This window comes from Methanobrevibacter sp. (assembly GCF_045130115.1).
In the GTDB taxonomy this organism is placed as follows: domain Archaea; phylum Methanobacteriota; class Methanobacteria; order Methanobacteriales; family Methanobacteriaceae; genus Methanocatella.
In genome coordinates, this window is the sequence record NZ_JBGUPC010000054.1 from 13897 (window position 1) to 33205 (window position 19309).

A 19309-nucleotide genomic window follows, 5' to 3' on the forward strand; every position below is an offset into this window, starting at 1 on the left:
ATAATTGTACATAAGGGGTTAATCTTGAATTAGCCATATTTAAAATATCTTATGATAATTTTAATAAATGTATAGGAAAATGGTGTGATAATAAATGAATGACAAAACGAAATTAGGTCTAATTACAGCTATTTCAGTTATTGCTCTTTTCGTTCTTTCATTATGGATTTCTTCAACACCTGCTGGTGCAGATAATTCAGTGAGATTCGGCATACTGACATTATTACCACCTCTTGTCGCTATTGCACTTGCATTTATAACCAAGGAGACTATTTTATCCTTGTTTGTAGGTGTTTTTGTTGGGGAATTCATGTTGAGTGTAAATGACGTGAACTTTGTTTCATCACTGGTAAATGCATTCCTGAACTTAGGTACACAGATTATCGCTTGTATGTCTGATCCTTGGAATGCAGGAATCATCCTTCAATGTTTGCTTATTGGTGGTATCATCCAATTGGTGACAAAGATGGGAGGAGCAAAGGCTCTTGCTGATGCATTTGCAGAAAGGGCAGACACTCCTAGAAAAGCTCAATTATTCACATGGTTATTAGGATTATGCGTATTCTTTGATGATTATGCAAACTCCTTGATTGTTGGTCCTATTATGAGACCTGTTATGGACAAACTCCATGTATCTAGACAAAAATTAGCATTTGTAGTTGACGCAACAGCAGCACCTGTAGCTGGTATTGCTATTATCTCCACATGGATTGGATTGGAAATCAGTTTAATCGCTGCCGGTTTCAAATCTGTTGGAGTAACTAACGTTACTGGTTTTGGAATATTTTTACAGACTATTCCGTACAGGTTCTATAACATATTCATCTTGATTTTCATCGTAATTTCTGCATTGACATTATATGAATTCGGTCCAATGAAAAAGGCAGAACAGGAAGCACGTGCTAGAAAAGACGATGAAGAGATTGTTGTACTTGAAGCTCCTGGATTTGAAGAAGTTCAACCTGTTGAAGGCATAAAATTATCTGTTTGGAATGCAATCATTCCTATAGGTACCTTAATCGTCGGTACTCTTATTGCATTCTATTGGAGCGGATACACTACCATTTTGGGTGGAGAAGATCAGGCTCTTATTGCTATCATGAAATCAACTCCATTTACATTCAATGGTATATATACTGCATTCTCCCAAGCAGATGCTTCCGTAGCTCTTTTCCAAGCAGCCCTTTTGGCTTCAATTGTAGCCATGGTCATGGCTGTCAGTAAGAGAATACTCACAATCGAGGATGCAATCTCTGAATGGATTGGAGGTATGAAGACTATCACAATTACCGGTGTTATCCTGCTTCTTGCATGGTCACTCGGTAGTGTAATAGGTGAAGTCGGAACTGCGGACTATCTTGTAGGTGTCTTGGGCAGCTCGATACCAGCTTTCATCGTACCGGCTTTGATTTTCATTTTAGGAGCGGTTATATCCTTTGCGACAGGTACATCCTATGGTACAATGAGTATCTTAATGCCTCTTGCGATTCCACTTGCATGGGCAATAAGTTCAGGAGACATGTCCTTCACAATCGTTGCAACAAGTGGTGTATTGACCGGAGCAATTTTCGGAGACCACTGTTCCCCGATTTCAGATACAACTATCCTGTCATCCATGGGAACAAGCTGTAACCACATTGACCACGTAACTACCCAGATGTACTATTCAATATTTGTAGGTTTAATCACTATCTTTATTGGTTATATCCCAGCGGGATTCGGAGTTCCATTCTATATCTCCCTGCCTATAGGTATTGTTGTATTATACGTTGGTCTTAAACTGATTGGTGAAAAGGTAGATTTTGAAGAAGTTGAGGAAACATCCTCTTAACTTCATTATTTTTTTTAATTATATCAAAATTTAGGCATACCTAAAAATATTTATATCATTAAAACTCAATTATTATCATGGCCAAAATATAACTGTCAATTTTTTTTAGTGTTGGTGCCTATCTGACAATTCAAATTCCAATGAAGAAAATAAATGGCATTAAATATTCTGTGTAATTAAAATATTCATATTATCCATAAAAGGCAATTCTTTAGGTTTGCGAATTCTATAAATTATACGGGATATTGTTTTTTTGGCTGTTTGAGTAACTGAATCAGGAATAGACAAAAAACACACTAACAGCGATTCGGTTACAAATGAATATGTGGACAGATAGTGGTATATGAAAATATATCCCTGTTTGTCCATCCCTCTATTTTTCATTAAATGTAGAATAAGCAATTAATAATATTCATCGCAGATATGTTTGTAAGTACAGAACCTGCATAAAAACTGTCTTTTAGGATAGAAATTTCCCTTATTTACCTGATATCTGACCTTATAGAATGTATCAATGGCATCATTAATTTCAGATGAGTTCAGGTACTTGCGCTTGTTATCCTCTTCACAAACGTCAAGCAGTCTCAATCGTCCGTTCTTTGTAAAGAATATTCCCACGCTTGAAACGTTCCGGTCATATACATTTTCAACCAGCAGCTTATAATAGCACAGTTCCAGACGATATTTTGAAAATTTGCCTGAATCACTGGTCTTATAGTCAATGACAACCAAATCTCCGTTTTCATCTTCAAGAATGATGTCGCATATACCGGAAAAGCGATGGTTTTCATCATGGAGGTATTCCTCCTGGGTGAACAGTTTATAGTCATTGTCAACGAAGACTTCCTTAAAGAATAATTCCAAATTATCAACATGATCACTAATATCTGGTCCCATTTCCAAATCATTGGCGATTTTGATAAGCTCATTTTTGATATTCACATTATCAAGCTCATCTCCGAACTTGTCGGCAAAAGTTTCGGCCACGGAATGGACATCAGTTCCCAAAACCATATATTTATTGGGTTCAACTTCAATTTCGTCGATATACTGAAATTTGAACTCTAAAGGACATTTCAAGTAAGTATTAATTTTTGATTTTGATAATTTCATTGTAAGCACTAAGTTGGATTAATTTAAATCGTTTGGTGGATTTGATTTAATCATTTTTATTCCTAATTTTTAGTTTCTTTCAATATGACTCCATGTTTTGCCTGTAAGCACTGTCTAAACATTATTTTAAGTATTTTCATTGTTGTAACAGGAATAATGACAGATATATTAACCATTTGCCCACCTTGACAATAAATTATTTAATATTTAAACTATATATCTTTAATTATCATATTAGGAGATTGTTAAAAATGAAAATTATAGCACTTCAAGCAAGTCCTCGTGTAGGCGGAAATTGTGACGTATTGATGGACGAAATGATAAAAGGAATTGAAGAAAATGGCGGTGAAGTGGTCAAATACTACCTTGAAAAATGTGACATCGCACCATGTAAAGCATGCATGTACTGTGCTGAAAACCCTGAATGTGTAAGGGCAGACGACGGAAACAAAATCATTGATGATTTAGTGGCTGCCGATGGGGTAATCTTTTCAACACCAATCTATTACGGTCAAATGTCCGCACAAGGTAAATTAATCATTGACAGATTCTATGCAATCGGCCAAAACCCTGATAAAAGTTTATCCGGAAAAGCTGCATTGATATTTACTGAAAACCAGCCTGAAGGAACATATGAACAATACATTGAACTTACCAAATTCTCCCCATTCACATTTATGGGCTATGACGTAATAGGCCATGTGGATGCAGGAAGCGCAGGTCCAGCAGGCATTGTTGCTGAAGAGCAGGAAGACAAATTAAAAGAAGCTTATGAATTAGGTTTGAAATTCTAAACCTATTCAACAATTATTTTTTTCTTTTTTTTTTACTCAAAATTTATATAAACTAAAATACATACTTAATTTTATATAGAAATTTGAATATTTTTAACTTATTATTGCTAAAGGGGTAAATATGAATAAAAAAATAATTTTAGTTTTCACATTGGTGCTGGCCGCATTTTTAATGATGAGTGCCGTAAGCGCCGAAGGTTTTTTCGGATTTTTAGATGATGGCAGCTCCGAAAGCTCAAATAATGAAACTACATTTGTTGTAGGATTTGCCGAGTTCCCTCCATTCGGATATAAAGATGCCAATGGAAAATATATAGGTTTTGATTTAGACCTTGCAAAGGAAGTCGCAAAAAGAAACAACTGGACATTCAAGGCTCAGCCAATTATCGATTGGGAAAGCAAAGAGGTTGAACTCAATGCAAATGAGATTGACTGCATCTGGAGTGAATTTACAATCGATGGAAGAGAGGACCACTATACATGGTCAAATCCTTACTTCAACAATTCCCAGGTCATTGTCGTAAAATCCAATTCAGGAATTGATTCATCCAACGACTTGAAGGGCAAGGTTGTAGAGGTTCAAAGTGAAAGTAGCGCATATAATGCAATCCAGAATAATAAGACATTAAATGATTCAATTGCAAAAATTAATCAGGTTGGAGATTATGACACTGCATTAATGGACCTGGGCTCAGGAGTATGTGATGCGGTTGTTATGGATTATCCGTCTGCGAATTATCGGATAACTGAAAGATTCAATGATCATGGTTTCAAGATACTTGATGAACATGTAGCACATGAAAAATATGGTGTTGCATTCAAAAAGGGAAATGATGAGTTAAGAGACAAGGTTCAAAAAACATTGGATGAAATGTTCAAGGATGGAACAGTCGACAGGATTGCTCAAAACTATACTAATTATGGAATTCATGAACAGTTACTTCATCCATAATCCTTTTTTAGTTAGTAATGGGGATTGTTTATGGGTTTAGGTTCTTTGTTTAAAAGAAAAAAGAAAGAAAAAAAGGTGGAAGTCTGCGAGGATTCACACATTGAAATCAACACAGATGACTGTGGAGGATGTGAGAAATGCTCAATCGCATGTCCAAATAATGTTCTGGTCATTGTGGATAATGTATCAACAGTTCGTGATGCTCAGGTATGCAAAAGATGTAAGGTATGCATGGCAATCTGTCCGAATGACTGCATTTCGGTTAATTGATGTTTTCACGGATTGTGTCGATGAAGCTTCGGTCTTCCAATTTTATTATTTTTTTAATTTTTTCTGATTTTTTTATCTCAACGATATCTCCGCTTTCCAGTTTGTTAGGAATGCCGTCATTTAAAACGTAAGCGGATGTGTTGTCCCTCAGTTCTGTTATTTTTATTTTAATATTTGATTTTTTTGAAAGGACTATGCTTTTGTTGAGAACTGTATGTGGTGCTATTGGCGTCATAATCAATATTTCAGCCGTTGGATCAACAAGGGGTCCTCCGCATGAGAGGTTATATGCTGTTGAGCCTGTTGGGGTGCATACCAATATGCCGTCGGCTATATATGAAGTGATTGGTTTGTCATTGACTATTGCATCAAATCTCACCACTCCATTGACATTTTTGGAAATGGCAATTTCATTCAAGGATTCTGGAATGCTTATAGTATCGCCGGAGGATTTGAGGATTTTTCCTTCAACCATCATTCTGTTTTCGATGGTATAATTGCCATTCACTATATTTTTCAATGCATTTTCTAACTCATCTGGATTGACTTCAGTAAGATATCCCAATGTTCCGGTATTTATTCCGATGATTGGCTTATCGGTCAGTTTTGCGGTATTCAGGAATGTTCCGTCCCCTCCAATTGAAAAAAGAATATCTGCTTGTGAAATGTCGCCTGCAATTTCAATATCTAATTTTTTGCAGCAATTAATCAAATCATCTTTTGTTTTTAAGGCGTTTTCCGTGAAGTCGTCCGCATTAATGAATATTTTCATGATTATAATTTTGTAACAAAAACTAATTAATATTTTCCACTAAAATTATTCAAGATTGCTTCAATAATATTTGTTGTAATTGTTTTGCTTGCAATTAAATTAATTATAATTTCAAGATAAGCTTACTTGGTGGTGAGTATTGCAATTGCATTTGACGTAATCTATACCGTCGGATATTAATCTGAGATTTTTTGCAAAAATACTATTAATGAAAAAACAAATATATTAAATTAACAAAAAAGTTTTGGAGAAAGAAGATGATATATTCAACAGAAATTGAAAATATGTGTCAGGTAAAAAAAGGCGCAAATCATGACCCTGCTCCAATACCTGAAGAGGGTAAATGGGTTAAAGCAAAGCAAGTAAGTGATATTTCCGGTTTTACTCATGGAATCGGATGGTGTGCGCCTCAACAAGGATGCTGCAAGTTGACATTAAACGTTAAAGAAGGAATCATTGAAGAAGCATTGGTGGAAACCTTAGGATGCTCAGGAATGACTCATTCAGCTGCAATGGCTGGCGAAATACTTGTTGGAAAGACAATCCTTGAAGCGTTAAACACAGATTTGGTCTGTGATGCGATAAACACTGCAATGCGCGAATTATTCTTACAAATTGTTTATGGAAGAACCCAGTCTGCATTTTCAGAAGGGGGTCTTCAGATTGGTGCTGGCCTTGAGGATTTGGGAAAAGGTCACAGAAGCCAAGTCGGAACAATTCATTCAACAAAAGCTAAAGGTCCAAGATACCTTGAGCTTACTGAAGGATACATTACAGAAATAGGGCTTGATGAAGATGATGAAATCATAGGTTACAAATACATTAACCTTGGCGTAATGCTTGATCAAATCAAGGATGGCGTGGACCCACTGGAAGCCATCGAAAATGCAACCGGCCAATACGGAAGATTTGATGATGCCGCCAAAAAAATAGATCCGAGGAAGGAGTGATTGCAATGAGTTTATTTGAAAGTTACGAAAGAAGAATCGATCAGATCATTCCTGTTTTGGAAAAATATGATATCAAAGACCTTGAAGAAGCAAAACAAATATGTCTTGACAAAGGTTTTGACCCATATGAAATAGTTAAGGGCGTTCAACCAATCTGTTTTGAAAACGCCTGCTGGGCATACACCTTGGGTGCTGCAATAGCCGTTAAGCAAGGATGCACAAAGGCATCAGATGCTGCAAAGGCAATTGGTGAAGGGCTGCAGGCTTTCTGTATTCCTGGAAGTGTGGCTGATGACAGGCAAGTTGGTTTAGGTCATGGTAATTTGGCTTCAATGCTTTTAAGCGATGAAAGCGAATGCTTTGCATTTCTTGCAGGTCATGAAAGTTTTGCGGCAGCTGAAGGTGCAATAGGTATTGCCAACTCAGCAAATGAAGTGCGCCAGAAACCTTTGAGGGTAATTTTAAACGGACTAGGAAAGGATGCTGCATTAATCATTTCAAGAATCAACGGATTCACTCATGTGGAAACCGAATTTGACTACTTTACAGGAGAAGTTAAGGTAGTTAAGGAAAAGGCATATTCAGACGGTGAAAGGGCAAAGGTCAGATGTTACGGTGCTGATGACGTGCGTGAAGGTGTTGCAATCATGCATCTTGAAGGTGTTGACGTATCAATTACAGGAAATTCAACAAACCCTACCCGTTTCCAGCATCCTGTAGCAGGAACATATAAGAAAGAATGCATTTTACAGGGCAAAAAGTACTTCTCAGTTGCTTCAGGTGGAGGAACAGGAAGGACATTGCACCCTGACAACATGGCGGCAGGACCTGCATCCTACGGTATGACAGACACTTTAGGAAGAATGCACTCAGACGCCCAGTTTGCCGGTTCCTCATCCGTTCCAGCTCATGTGGAAATGATGGGACTGATAGGAATGGGAAACAACCCTATGGTCGGTGCTTCAGTGGCAGTGGCCGTTGCGGTTGAAAAGGCTATGAAAGAATAGGGATTCAATTCCCTTTAACTATTTTTTTTTAATTGATTTTTAGGCAATGATTACTAAGATTCAGGTGATACTATGAGTACTATGTGGGGATTGACAGTAAGAGGAATATGCGAGTATGACGGTAAAGTTCTGCTTTTAAAGATAAGATCCAAATCAGCACATGATGCAGGAAAATGGGAAATTCCAGGAGGCAAGGTCAAGAAATGCGAATTTTTCGATGAGGCCCTAAAAAGGGAATACCTTGAGGAAACCGGTCTTGAAATAGATATTGTATCATTGTATAATGTTGTCAGAAATGACTATACCGCATGCAAAACATCTGAGAAAGTCAAATCAATTCAGCTTATCATGAAGGGGACCTGTGAGAGTGATGATGTTGCAATTAGCGAGGAGCATGATGAATACGGATGGTTTGGCATGGATGAAGTGAATGAAATGATTGAAAATGGTTTATTGACTCCACCTGCAGTAAATGCATTTAAAAAATGAGTTTTTTGAATCTAAAAACTCCCCCCTAAAAGAATATTGCTTAAAAAGCCAATGATGCTGTTATGAAATCCTTTTAAAATTACAATTCAACAAAATGAAAATACCATTGGCGCAAAAAATCCAAAAACTATGTTCAAAACAGTTTAATGACTATTTGCAGTATGAAACAGAATATGTTCCTAAAAAAAATTCCGGGGAACATGAATAAAACAAACAATTGAAATTTATAAAAAAAAGTTTACATTTTTATCTCTTTTTCCTAATTATATTAAATTTCAATTATTATTAATTTATAAATAAAATTATTTATATAAATATTTAAATATATTTTATTATAAAGATATTACTATAATTTTGATTTCATCAAAATAAAAATTTAACAGCGTTTAATCATTTATTAAGTATTGTATGTAATGGTTTAATAAGTTTCAATTAATATTAAATATTATTTAATAATTTTAAAATAATTTTGAAAGTTATTTAAATATTAATTGGTTTCTTAGATGCTATTTGATTATAAGTAAAATAAGAATAGGGGCATAGTTATTCAATTACTTATTCAATTAAAATTTCAGGTTATTTTGATTGAATATTATGTAATTGATTAGTACTATTATTCTCCAACATATGGAGGATTTAAATGAGTCATAACAATAATGATCAATCTTATATCTCAAAAAGGACTTTTAAAGCTTTTGATACTGAAAAAGAAGACGATGAATATATTTTTGTTAGTTATTCTCATAAAGATGCGGATGAGGTATTTCCGGAATTATTACGTTTTCATGAGGAAGGTTACAATATTTGGTATGATGAAGGGATTTTTGGAGGTACCAAATGGAAGCAATATATCGGAAAAAATCTTATAGGTTCAAGTTTGTTTGTTGTTTTTATTTCAGCTAACTCTATGGCTTCAGACAATGTCAAAACTGAAATTGCAATCGCAAAAGATGCAGGAATCCCTATCATTCCAATCTATATTGAATTTGTGGAACTTGATTTGGATTTGAAATATGATTTGATTTTATATCAGGGTATTTTTAAATTTGAAATGTCTCCCGACCAATATGATAGTAACTGGAAGAGATCTTTTGAAAGGTATGTCTCAAAAGCCAAGCAATTTCTGGAAAATGATGGCGAGGCTATTTTGGATGATGAAGTCAACAAGGAAGATGAGCAGAAAAGTGAAGTTGAAGAAAATATTGAAGATTCCTACAATCAGAAAGAGGAATATGGCTTCAGATATCTTGATGACTTAATCCATGGAGGTCAAGTTAATATAGACTTGGATTTTGATATTTTGTTGGATGATTCAGAACAAAATGAATTTGAAAAGGGTATTCTTATTGATGTGGATGATATGAAAATCAATGGGAATAATCATATTGTTGATGCAAGGAAATTTTCTCGTATTTTCTATATCACAGGAAAAAACATTACCATTTCAAACATCACATTCAAAGGTGGATTTGCCAATAACAAATCAGGTGAAAAACATGAGGATGGAGGAGGGGCAATTTACGTTGACCGCAATGCCTCTTTAAATCTGGTTAGCTGCAAGTTTTTGGAAAATTATTCTGATAGTGATGGTGGAGCATTATTTAACAAGGGTAGGTCTAATTTACAATCATGTAAATTTGAAAATAATGATTCTAAAATATCTGGAGGAGCTATAGCTAATTTTAATTCATTGGATATAATTAAAACTGTATTTAAACAAAATGAGTCAGTTAATGGTGGTGCACTTTACAATTATTATGATTCCATTTTAAGCATGTCCTATTGCAAAGTAAGAGAAAACACAGGGCTATCATTTGCGGGAGGAATATATAACTATGCTGATTTAAAAATTGAGGAAGTTACATTCAAGAATAATGTCTCTGGAATTGCTGGAGGAGCAATTTTAAACTATGGAATTGCAAACATTTCTGGTGCAACTTTTAGGAAAAATACTTCAGATTTTGGAGGTTCAGTATTAAATATGTCATTGAATAAATTGAATATTTATTCTCATGATTCATCTAGTTTTCAAAGTGATGAGGGCTCAATTGAATTAAATAATTGCGTTTTTGGAAATAATCATGCAAATAAATTGGGTGGCGCAGTTTGCAATTTAAGCAAATGCAAACTGGTTGAGTGTATCATAGGAAACAATTCCGCCGATATAATGGGCAATATAATAAGTAATGGTCCTGAAGGTATTCTAAATCAGGCTGATGATGATGATGCTGAAATGAAAAATTATTATTTGTCAATTTTAAACATATCTCAGGGAGATATGAAAATTAAGGATACGTTGTTGAATAATGCAATTTACAACCAAAAAAATTGTTTGTTAAAGGTGTCCAGAGGATTGGAAGTCAATGGAAGTTCTCAAGAGGGTGTTATATCTGATATAGTATTAAACAAGGGGAAATTTGATTTTTATTAAGTATACATAAAAAGATGTCATGTAAATTTTTTTGAGGGGTTAAAATTATGAATTTTTCTAATTCAGTATATTTAATTTGGGAAGTTAGTCTGGCAGAAGCGTTAATGTCTAAAACGGAATTCATTGAACCTGAACATTTGATGATTGGAATTTGTAGTCTTGATAAAATTTTGGATTTGATAAAAATTAATCAGGTGAGTGTTGAGTCAAATTCATACCAATCCATAAAAAATGATAAAAAGGAAATTGAAGATATTTTTTTAAAATTTGATATTTCATTAACTTCTTTTAGAAGATTGCTAAGGTTAAACATAAAAAAAGGTGATTTTGAGGATTATGGTAATGTAGTTCATAGAAGTGAATATTCTAAAGATTTATTTAAAAAGGCGGAAAAACTTGCAATTGGTAATGGCCTTTTTGAGTTTCGTCCAATTCATTTATTGAAAGTTATTTTGGAAGAAAATATTGATTGTGTTAAGGAAACATTGGATCTTTTTGAAATTACTGCCGACCAGATTATTGAAGTGATTGAAGACAAAAAATTGGAAGTTGCTCCTTCATATGACACCATTCTGGGCAAGTATGGCACTAATTTAACTGATTTAGCAAAGGAAGGTAAATTGGACCCAGTTATTGGAATGGAAAATGAGTTATTGCAGCTCGCCAGGACATTAAACAAATGTGAAAAGAATAATGCACTGATTATTGGGGAAGCTGGTGTTGGTAAGTCTACATTGGTTAGAAAATTGGCAATCGAAATTTCAAATAGGTCTCTTGGTGAAAATCTTAACAGCAAAAGCATTGTTGAAATCAATATGGGTTCTTTGGTTGCAGGCACTAAATATCGAGGAGATTTTGAAGAGAAGATTAATGCACTTATAAATGAAGCAAAAAAAGACCCGAATTTAATTCTATTCATTGATGAAGCTCATACGATTATAGGTACAGGCAGTTCAGGAAGTTTGGATGCATCAAACATGATTAAATCAGCATTGACAAATGGAGATTTATCAATTATAGGTGCAACAACATTAGAAGAATATGCATTATATTTCGAGAAGGAACCGGCATTTGAAAGAAGATTCCAGCCAATCAGAATATATGAGCCTTCTCCTAAGGATGTTGTAAATATCCTTCAGAATTTAAAGGGAAAATATGAAAAGTTCCATAATGTCAAGATTTCTGATGAAGCCATTAATGCTGCAGTGGACTTGTCTGTCAGGTATATTACGGATAGGAATTTGCCAGATAAAGCTTTAGATGTTATTGATGAGGCATGCTCCCGTAAAGTCATTCCTAAACTTAATCTTGTAGAGGGATTTGATGTTGATACCTATGTTACAGAACATGATGTAAAATCAGTGATTTCAGATTGGAGATCAATTCCGGTTATTGACTATAGTTTTGCTATTGATAAGCTTGAAAATATGGAAAACTTTTTAAATAGCCGCATTATAGGTCAGAATAATGCAATAAAGGATATTTCAAACAGAATCAAAAAGGCAATTTTAGGTATTCAGGATGTTGAAAGGCCTTTGGCGGTATTTCTATTTTTAGGTCCTAGAGGGGTTGGAAAAACTTATGCCGCATCTGTCTTGTCTGAGTTCTTATTTGAGGGTACAAGGTCATTTATAAGAATGGATATGTCTGAATATAGTGAACATTACACAGTTTCTAAATTAATTGGACCACCTCCAGGTTATAAAGGAAATGATGAGGGAGGATTTCTAACAAATTCTATTAAAAATAATCCTTATTCTGTAATATTAATTGAAAATATTGAAAATGCACATCCTCAAATTGTTGATGTTTTATTGCAATTGTTCAGCACTGGAAAGATTGTTGATTCTAAGAATAACTTGATTAATGCCAATAATTGCATTTTCATAATTACTTCAAATATATTTTATAAATCCAATGGAGATTATGAGGTCATTTATGGTGTAGATTCCAATAACAGTCATAATGATTCAATTGAAGAGTTGACTAAGTTCTTCAGGCCAGATTTATTGGATGTTGTAGATGATTTCATAGTATTTAAACAGTTAGATCAAAATGATTTTGAAATTCTAGTCAAGAATTACTTGGATATTCTTTCAGACCGTATTTTATCCGAAAAAAACATTAAGCTTGAATTTGATAGTAAAACGATTGAAGTTTTGGCTAAAAAAGGATATGATAAGGATAATGGTGTGAAATATTTGAACCGATTCATTGAAAAGATGGTTGAATTCCCTGTGGCAGATTTAATTCTTAAAAGGAAGGTCTTCCCAGGCAATACAATTTCAGTCACTTCAAAAAATAATAAATTGGAATTTAAGGTTATTAGTTAATTAAAATGTGGGTTTGCAATGTCAGAGAATACAATATTAAAAATTGGGACAATCCTGAACCGAAAATATAAAGTTGAAAAATATTTAGGTGGAGGAGCATTTGGTGAGGTTTACCGTGTAAAAAACACGTTTTTAAAGAAAAGATTTGCTATTAAAGTATTTAAAGTTGCTTTGGATGTTAAAGGAAATGAATCTACCGTGCAGGAATTGTTGGATGAAGCAGTTTTGCTTGCTAAATTTGACCATAGGAACATTGTGAAAGTTCATGATGCAGACAGTTTCATTGGTGATGATGGTCAGGAGCATGTGTTTTTTGTGATGGATTTTGTTCCTGGTGGAGATTTGGATGACTATTGGAAATCTTTTGGAGCCAATTATGTTCCATTGGATAATGTGATTGATATTATAAAACAAATTTGTTTGGGTCTTAATGTATTGCATTCAGAAAAGCCTCCAATGATTCATAGAGATATAAAACCTCAAAACATCATGATTGGTTATGATAATCATGGAATTGTTGCAAAATTAACAGATTTTGGTTTAGTAAAGGCAGTTAATCCATCCACATTATATGCAAGTGCTAAAGGTACTCTTGCGTTCAAGGCACCAGAATTTTTAGAAGAAAAGGATGATACTTCGACAGATATTTTTGCTTTAGGAGTTACATTTTACATGCTTTTAACAGATAAATTGCCTTATCCTATTGATAGTGATTTTGATGTTATGACTGGGAACTGGCTAAAAAATAAGCCTAAACCTTTAAATTATTATAATCCTCTTATCAATGATGAAAAATTGGAAAAAATAGTTTTTACCGCAATTTCAACTAATCCTGAAGAAAGATATCAAAATGCTCAGGAACTTTTGGATGCCATTGTAGAGTGGGAAAACACTAAAGGGGATGAGACACCTTCACAAGTTTCAGAAGCGGAGGATCTTGAAAATGAACCTTCCGAAGAAGTTGTTCAAAATACTGAAGTTAAGGAATCCAATAAGATTCAAAATGATGTTGAAGCTTGTGAAAATGCTGAGGAACAAGTTGAACATGCAAAAGAGCTTGCAAAAGATCCTCAAAAATTCATGTATGCATCAGATGCTTTTGCATATGCATTTAAACATGATAATGAATTGAGAAATAAACATCAGGATAATCTGGAGATTTTAAATTCAGAAAATCCTGCTGAAAGATTTGTTGATGGAGCTTTAAAAGCAATAAATAATTTACTTGATTATGAAAAGGGTGTTGATTATCTAGAACAGGCTTTTGCTCAAAAACCCGAGCTTAAAAAGAAATATGGTACAAAATATGAATTGTGGAAATGTTTCATAATGATTAAAAATTCAAACACAATAGATGAGGGCATTGCTCAGTTAAAGCAGTTAGCTGATGAAAATGATTCAATAAATGGGGAGTATGGATTTGCTTTAAGTTTATTGACTTTAAAAGATGCTAAAAAAATGGAGGTTGAAGCATTAAAATATATTGATGATTATGAACCAGTAAAAGGCAGTAGATTAATGGAGTTAGCTATACTATTGGATGATTCTATTAAAGAAAAATATCAGTACAAAATAAAGAATTGGAAAAAAGGCATAATTAATTAAGGAGAGGTATTAATGGATTTATCAAAGGAAATAAATAAGAACATATATTTGCATAATGCATTTAGGATTTTTAACCTTCCTATAACTGCTTCACAGAGGAAGGTTAGAAATGAATTTGATAATGTGGAATCAGTAAGACAACTTGGTGGTTTTGGATCTAAGGAAAGTTTGGATGTTTACAATAATCTTCCATTTCCAATAAATCCGAAGCCTAATTTCATTGATTACCAAAATGCAAAAAATAGGTTAAACCAACCTAGGGATCGTTTTATCGATGAATTGTTTTGGTTTTGGCCGGAAGATTTGAACAATAAACGAGATCCAACATTCAAAGCTTTAAAGAAAGCGGATGTTGATGGTGCGGTGTCAATATGGAAATCTTCTAGTGCAAGCAATGCTGCCCATAATCTTGCAGTATATAATCATGTGCTGGCTATTGACAATGAATTTGGAGATAATGGAAACAATACAAATTGGAGGGAGGCATTAAATCAGTGGCACATTACATTGTCAAATAATGATTTTAAAAACTTGGCATTAGCAAGAGTTCAGCAGCTTAATGATCCGACCATGAGGGAGGATTATGTTGAAGAAATATTTAGCCAACTGTCATCGGCTATTTTATCAATTAATGCTTCAATAGCAAATGATTATTTAAAACAAAATGATAGATCCAATTTCAATAGACATTTGGGTTTCATTAACAACTCCAGTTTTGATGAAATCACTAAACAAGAAGCATTGCAGGGTATTTTTGATGGACTCTATGACTCCATCAATGAAAGGTATGAAACATTTGATAATGACACTTTTGAAAAGGAAAGCGACATATCTAAAGTTGAAAGGTTCCTTGATGATGTCACTGATGACTTAGGTTTATTGAAAACTCATTTCTCCAGTAATTTCCAATTCCAATCATTAAGTGATAATATCGCTCAATCTGTTAAAAATAAGCTTGTACGTATTGTTAACACTGTATTTGAGGATGTTGATGAGAATAGTATTTCTCAAATCACTTCATTTGATTTCAATAGAATTGAAAGAATATTCGATAGAATAGTTGACATGGCTTATGGTTATGATGTAAAAGAAGATGTCGAACAGAATAGGGACATGTTAAAATCTCTTACATCTCAATTGAAGGATAAGAAGGTTCATGACAAGATTAATGACTTTATAGATAAAATGGAAAGCACAGGAATATATTCCGCTCAATCATATGCAAGAGATATTGAAAACGATTTGAAAAATGTCGACCCGAACAATAAGGATGATTTTTCAGATTATTTTGCAATGTCATTGGATGCATATGTTGTCACAACAATTAATAAGCATGCAGGTGACCTCAGCAAAATAAAAGAATTGAAATCTGATTTACTTTCATTATTGAATACTGCTAGACGTCATGCGGTCAAATTCGAATCTAAAAACAAAATTGACGAAGACATCAAAACCCTTGAAGAAATCGATAAAATTGGAGGGTTAACTGATGAGCAAATTGCAGAGTTGCAAAGAATTATGGAGAGTCAATCCGGTTCATCATCAGGTTCAGGTTCTTCTTCAGGTTCCGGAGGCAAGACATTAGCGTTAGGATGCATTATCTGGATTATTATCATCGCTGCAGTAATATTGGGAATAATGTACTTCATGGGCTGGTTATAATAAGAGAGGTGACTGATGTTTTTTAGAAATAAACAGGAAAGATTTCCCGAGGAATTTAGAATAGATTCGTCCGATTGGGATTATAAATCTATTTTGGATTTGCTTAATCAGGAGGATAATAATGAATCTTCTGTTGATGTTGATATGCTAAAAGATATTATCTTTCGTATTTGGAGAGTAAATAATAGGTCTGAATCATATAAATCAAATAATAATCTTAAACGTGTGGAAAGTTTGGTTAAGGATAATGATGATTTTGATGATGCGGAATCTAAATATATCATTAAAAACCTCAAAGATTCATTAAAACCTGTCAAATTTGCAGGTAAACAAACAAAATCTATTCTAAAAACTTTTGAAGAAAATGGTTTTGAAATTAAAGATCATACTAATTCTAAATACCATGATGGTATGGCATTGAAGGTTTTACTTTTTGAAACTGATGAGAAATTAGAAGAGAGTGTAATTACAGAAACGATTAAACCATCAATTTATTATGATGGTGAGTTGATTTTAAACGGGGAAGTTGTTGTTTCAATTCCCCCAAAAAAGGAAAATTAAAATAGGTGATTAAATGGCTGAAGAAAATACAGGTACAATTGATTATGGTATTGATTTAGGAACTACTACAAGTTCCATTGCTAAAGTTGATGGTAATGGAACAATGGTTATTCCAAACACTTTAGATAATAAGAATTTTGTTAGTTCTGCAGTATACATTAAAAAGAATGGAACAGTTTTTGTAGGGGATAAAGCAAAAAAGAAAATTTTTGCTGACCCTGATAATGGGTATGCTGAATTCAAATTAAAAATGGGTTCTGATTATGTTTATGAGTTTAAGGCTGCTGGAAAACAAATGACTCCAGTCGAATTATCTGCAGAAATTCTTAAAAATTTGAGACAAACAGTTAAGGAAAAGCATCAGAAAGATTTAAAAGCAGCTGTTATTACTGTGCCTGCAGATTTCACAGCTCCTCAAACTAAAGCAACAACTGAAGCCGCCAAATTAGCAGGCTTTGAAAAGGTAATCCTGTTGCAGGAACCTACTGCTGCTGCAATGGCTTATGGATTTGGAAGTTCAGATGATAATGAAATTTGGTTAATTTATGATTTGGGTGGAGGTACATTTGATGTATCTATAATGAAAAAGAATAGTGAAGAAATAGTCAATATCAACAATCAGGGAGATGCATATCTTGGTGGAAAGCTCATAGATTGGGATATAGTTGATAAAATTTTTGTCCCTGCGATTGTTGAAGAAACCGGACTTACAGATTTCAACAGGGATAATCTAAAATATAAAAAACCATTCGCTAAATTAAAAGAAGCTGCCGAAAATGCAAAAGCAGATTTATCTAATTTTGATGTTGCAGATGTGGATATTGAAAATTTGGTTGTTGCTTCTGATGGGGATTTCTTTGACTTTGAATATGAAATGACTCGTGATGAACTTGCTGGTGTGATGAAACAATATGTTGACCGTACAATTAATCACTGTCATAAAGCTTTGGAAGAAGTCAATTTAAGCATTTCAGATGTAACCAAAATTATTCTAGTTGGAGGATCTACATTAAGTCCTTATATTCATGAAAGATTGGAAGAGGAATTTCATCTTCCTTTAGAATTTTCAATTGACCCTACAACCGTTGTTGCAAGAGGAGCAGCAATATTTGCAAGTACCAAAACATTTGTTGAAACACAACCCCCTGTATCAGGTTTTGTAAGTGTTGAAGTGATGTATAATACAATGGGTGATGATGATGAGTTTACTGTTAATGGTAAAGTGGTAAATCCAGACGGGTCACCTGATGGTTATTCAGTGGAATTTGTTAACAATAAAACAGGTTACTCTTCTGGTAAAGTGCCTGTAGGTAATAACGGTATGTTTAGAACTTCATTATTTGCTGAAGATGAAGATGATTACAATATATTTGAGATAAAGGTTTATGATGCTTCAGGAAGTCTTGCAACTTTAGCGCCTAACTCTGTTAACACTATTAAATATATTATTGATATTCCTCCAAGCGAACATATTCTATCTCATTCAATTGGATTAGGTTTATATGGAAATGAACTTGATGTTCTTGCTGAAAAGGGCACTCCATTACCATTTGAATTGGAAAGGAATTATACTTCTTCAAACTATGTTCATAGGGGTAATGCATCAGAAAAAGTGGACATGCCTTTGTATCAAGGAAACAAAATGAAAGCAGATAGGAATACATTAATTGGACATTTAACAATTACTGGTGCTGATATCGACAGAGACTTGCCGGAGGGTTCTGAAATTGAACTGACTGTAACAATTGACGAATCCATGAATATTGATGGTACGGTTTATATTGGATTTTTAGATAAGGAAATCGAAGGCGGTTTTGCTATTACCAAATCTCAATTCTCTAAAGATGACCTTGAAATGAAATTCGATTCTCAAAAAGAGCGTTACAATGATTATTTGATGAAATATGCTACAGTGAACAATCCTCAAATCACAAACTTCTTCAACCAAATTGATGAGGAAAGAATCATTGAAAATATTGAAAACTTCTTAAAAACTAGTGAAACTGATGTGGATGCATTGGATAAAGCTAGTAAGAGAATTAACGATTTCACTGATATTTTGGACCGTATTGATGCTATTGGTAGTAGATTGTCCAGTTGGGATGAACTTAAAGAAGAAACTGATACATTATTACATGGTGTTGAAGAAAATATTGATAAGGCAGAGCCACAAATCCAAAGATTATTCTTCCAAATTAAGGAAAGATATCACAGTGCTGTAGAAACTAAAAATGAGAAACTGTTGATTGATGTAAAGGATAAACTGCAGTTCATTTTCATGCAGTTACACGAACTCGAAATGGTGACCTTCGGATTCTTGGAGATATCAGCAACCGGCGAATTTATAGATCAAGCAGCAGCTGACAGATTGATTTCACAGGGTAATGATGCATTAGGAAGAGGAGACATTCAGGAATTGAAAAGAATTCTTGGTCAACTGGTTAAAATACTTAAACAAGATACACCATCTCCTGGATCCGGTGGGTCTACACCTACTGATTGGGATTGGGGTGTAAAAAAAGAATAAATGTGTAAATAT

Annotated in this window: 15 protein-coding genes; 13 read left to right on the forward strand and 2 right to left on the reverse strand. The window is 33.9% G+C overall.

Annotated elements, in window-relative coordinates; genetic code table 11:
• Nucleotides 1–94 precede the first annotated feature (94 nt).
• On the forward strand, nt 95–1831 hold the full coding sequence (locus tag ACJMML_RS09140; protein ID WP_405307017.1) for a Na+/H+ antiporter NhaC family protein: 1737 nt from the start codon (nt 95–97) through the stop codon (nt 1829–1831).
• A 402-nt stretch (nt 1832–2233) separates the two neighbouring features.
• Here ACJMML_RS09140 and ACJMML_RS09145 read toward each other — a convergent pair whose 3' ends face one another.
• Nucleotides 2234–2944: a RecB family exonuclease gene (locus ACJMML_RS09145; RefSeq protein ID WP_405307018.1), complete on the reverse strand. Its 711-nt coding sequence runs from the start codon at nt 2942–2944 to the stop codon at nt 2234–2236.
• 251 nt (nt 2945–3195) lie between these two features.
• Between ACJMML_RS09145 and ACJMML_RS09150 the strand changes: the two genes are divergently transcribed.
• The 3 genes from ACJMML_RS09150 (at nt 3196) to ACJMML_RS09160 (ending at nt 4960) form a co-directional block, all read left to right on the forward strand.
• On the forward strand, nt 3196–3738 hold the full coding sequence (locus ACJMML_RS09150; RefSeq protein ID WP_405307019.1) for a flavodoxin family protein: 543 nt from the start codon (nt 3196–3198) through the stop codon (nt 3736–3738).
• 121 nt (nt 3739–3859) lie between these two features.
• Nucleotides 3860–4690, forward strand: a complete 831-nt coding sequence (locus ACJMML_RS09155; protein ID WP_405307020.1) for an amino acid ABC transporter substrate-binding protein — start codon at nt 3860–3862, stop codon at nt 4688–4690.
• 30 nt (nt 4691–4720) lie between these two features.
• On the forward strand, nt 4721–4960 hold the full coding sequence (locus ACJMML_RS09160) for a 4Fe-4S binding protein (protein ID WP_405307021.1): 240 nt from the start codon (nt 4721–4723) through the stop codon (nt 4958–4960).
• Here the strand turns inward: ACJMML_RS09160 and ACJMML_RS09165 are convergent.
• A complete protein-coding gene (locus ACJMML_RS09165) occupies nt 4953–5732 on the reverse strand; it encodes an NAD(+)/NADH kinase (RefSeq protein WP_405307022.1) in 780 nt (259 codons plus the stop codon). The genes ACJMML_RS09160 and ACJMML_RS09165 overlap by 8 nt on opposite strands.
• Before the next feature lie 257 nt (nt 5733–5989).
• On the opposite strand from ACJMML_RS09165, the gene ACJMML_RS09170 reads away from it, so the two are divergent.
• From ACJMML_RS09170 to ACJMML_RS09210, 9 genes are all read left to right on the forward strand, one after another.
• Nucleotides 5990–6682 (forward strand): iron-sulfur cluster assembly scaffold protein, encoded by a 693-nt coding sequence (locus ACJMML_RS09170; RefSeq protein WP_405307023.1) that lies wholly within the window; start codon nt 5990–5992, stop codon nt 6680–6682.
• Between the two features lie 5 nt (nt 6683–6687).
• Complete coding sequence (locus tag ACJMML_RS09175; protein ID WP_292887913.1) at nt 6688–7689, forward strand: GGGtGRT protein; 1002 nt, start codon at nt 6688–6690, stop codon at nt 7687–7689.
• A 72-nt stretch (nt 7690–7761) separates the two neighbouring features.
• Nucleotides 7762–8178 (forward strand): NUDIX domain-containing protein, encoded by a 417-nt coding sequence (locus ACJMML_RS09180; protein ID WP_405307024.1) that lies wholly within the window; start codon nt 7762–7764, stop codon nt 8176–8178.
• Between the two features lie 640 nt (nt 8179–8818).
• Nucleotides 8819–10609, forward strand: coding sequence for a TIR domain-containing protein (locus ACJMML_RS09185; protein WP_405307025.1), 1791 nt, complete (start codon nt 8819–8821; stop codon nt 10607–10609).
• Between the two features lie 47 nt (nt 10610–10656).
• Nucleotides 10657–12942 (forward strand): AAA family ATPase, encoded by a 2286-nt coding sequence (locus ACJMML_RS09190; RefSeq protein WP_405307026.1) that lies wholly within the window; start codon nt 10657–10659, stop codon nt 12940–12942.
• Between the two features lie 18 nt (nt 12943–12960).
• Nucleotides 12961–14547, forward strand: coding sequence for a serine/threonine-protein kinase (locus ACJMML_RS09195; RefSeq protein ID WP_405307027.1), 1587 nt, complete (start codon nt 12961–12963; stop codon nt 14545–14547).
• A gap of 12 nt (nt 14548–14559) precedes the next feature.
• Nucleotides 14560–16209: a hypothetical protein gene (locus tag ACJMML_RS09200; RefSeq protein ID WP_405307028.1), complete on the forward strand. Its 1650-nt coding sequence runs from the start codon at nt 14560–14562 to the stop codon at nt 16207–16209.
• A 15-nt stretch (nt 16210–16224) separates the two neighbouring features.
• Entirely contained in the window at nt 16225–16770 is a 546-nt protein-coding gene (locus ACJMML_RS09205; protein ID WP_405307029.1) for a hypothetical protein, read from the forward strand.
• A 13-nt stretch (nt 16771–16783) separates the two neighbouring features.
• Nucleotides 16784–19297: an Hsp70 family protein gene (locus ACJMML_RS09210; protein WP_405307030.1), complete on the forward strand. Its 2514-nt coding sequence runs from the start codon at nt 16784–16786 to the stop codon at nt 19295–19297.
• Nucleotides 19298–19309 lie beyond the last annotated feature (12 nt).

Bases quoted from the DNA above. Each gene is read 5' to 3' on its own strand.
- ACJMML_RS09140 (WP_405307017.1), top strand. From the start codon at position 95: ATGAATGACAAAACGAAATTAGGTCTAATTACAGCTATTTCAGTTATT.
- ACJMML_RS09145 (WP_405307018.1), bottom strand. From the start codon at position 2,944: ATGAAATTATCAAAATCAAAAATTAATACTTACTTGAAATGTCCTTTA.
- ACJMML_RS09150 (WP_405307019.1), top strand. From the start codon at position 3,196: ATGAAAATTATAGCACTTCAAGCAAGTCCTCGTGTAGGCGGAAATTGT.
- ACJMML_RS09155 (WP_405307020.1), top strand. From the start codon at position 3,860: ATGAATAAAAAAATAATTTTAGTTTTCACATTGGTGCTGGCCGCATTT.
- ACJMML_RS09160 (WP_405307021.1), top strand. From the start codon at position 4,721: ATGGGTTTAGGTTCTTTGTTTAAAAGAAAAAAGAAAGAAAAAAAGGTG.
- ACJMML_RS09165 (WP_405307022.1), bottom strand. From the start codon at position 5,732: ATGAAAATATTCATTAATGCGGACGACTTCACGGAAAACGCCTTAAAA.
- ACJMML_RS09170 (WP_405307023.1), top strand. From the start codon at position 5,990: ATGATATATTCAACAGAAATTGAAAATATGTGTCAGGTAAAAAAAGGC.
- ACJMML_RS09175 (WP_292887913.1), top strand. From the start codon at position 6,688: ATGAGTTTATTTGAAAGTTACGAAAGAAGAATCGATCAGATCATTCCT.
- ACJMML_RS09180 (WP_405307024.1), top strand. From the start codon at position 7,762: ATGAGTACTATGTGGGGATTGACAGTAAGAGGAATATGCGAGTATGAC.
- ACJMML_RS09185 (WP_405307025.1), top strand. From the start codon at position 8,819: ATGAGTCATAACAATAATGATCAATCTTATATCTCAAAAAGGACTTTT.
- ACJMML_RS09190 (WP_405307026.1), top strand. From the start codon at position 10,657: ATGAATTTTTCTAATTCAGTATATTTAATTTGGGAAGTTAGTCTGGCA.
- ACJMML_RS09195 (WP_405307027.1), top strand. From the start codon at position 12,961: ATGTCAGAGAATACAATATTAAAAATTGGGACAATCCTGAACCGAAAA.
- ACJMML_RS09200 (WP_405307028.1), top strand. From the start codon at position 14,560: ATGGATTTATCAAAGGAAATAAATAAGAACATATATTTGCATAATGCA.
- ACJMML_RS09205 (WP_405307029.1), top strand. From the start codon at position 16,225: ATGTTTTTTAGAAATAAACAGGAAAGATTTCCCGAGGAATTTAGAATA.
- ACJMML_RS09210 (WP_405307030.1), top strand. From the start codon at position 16,784: ATGGCTGAAGAAAATACAGGTACAATTGATTATGGTATTGATTTAGGA.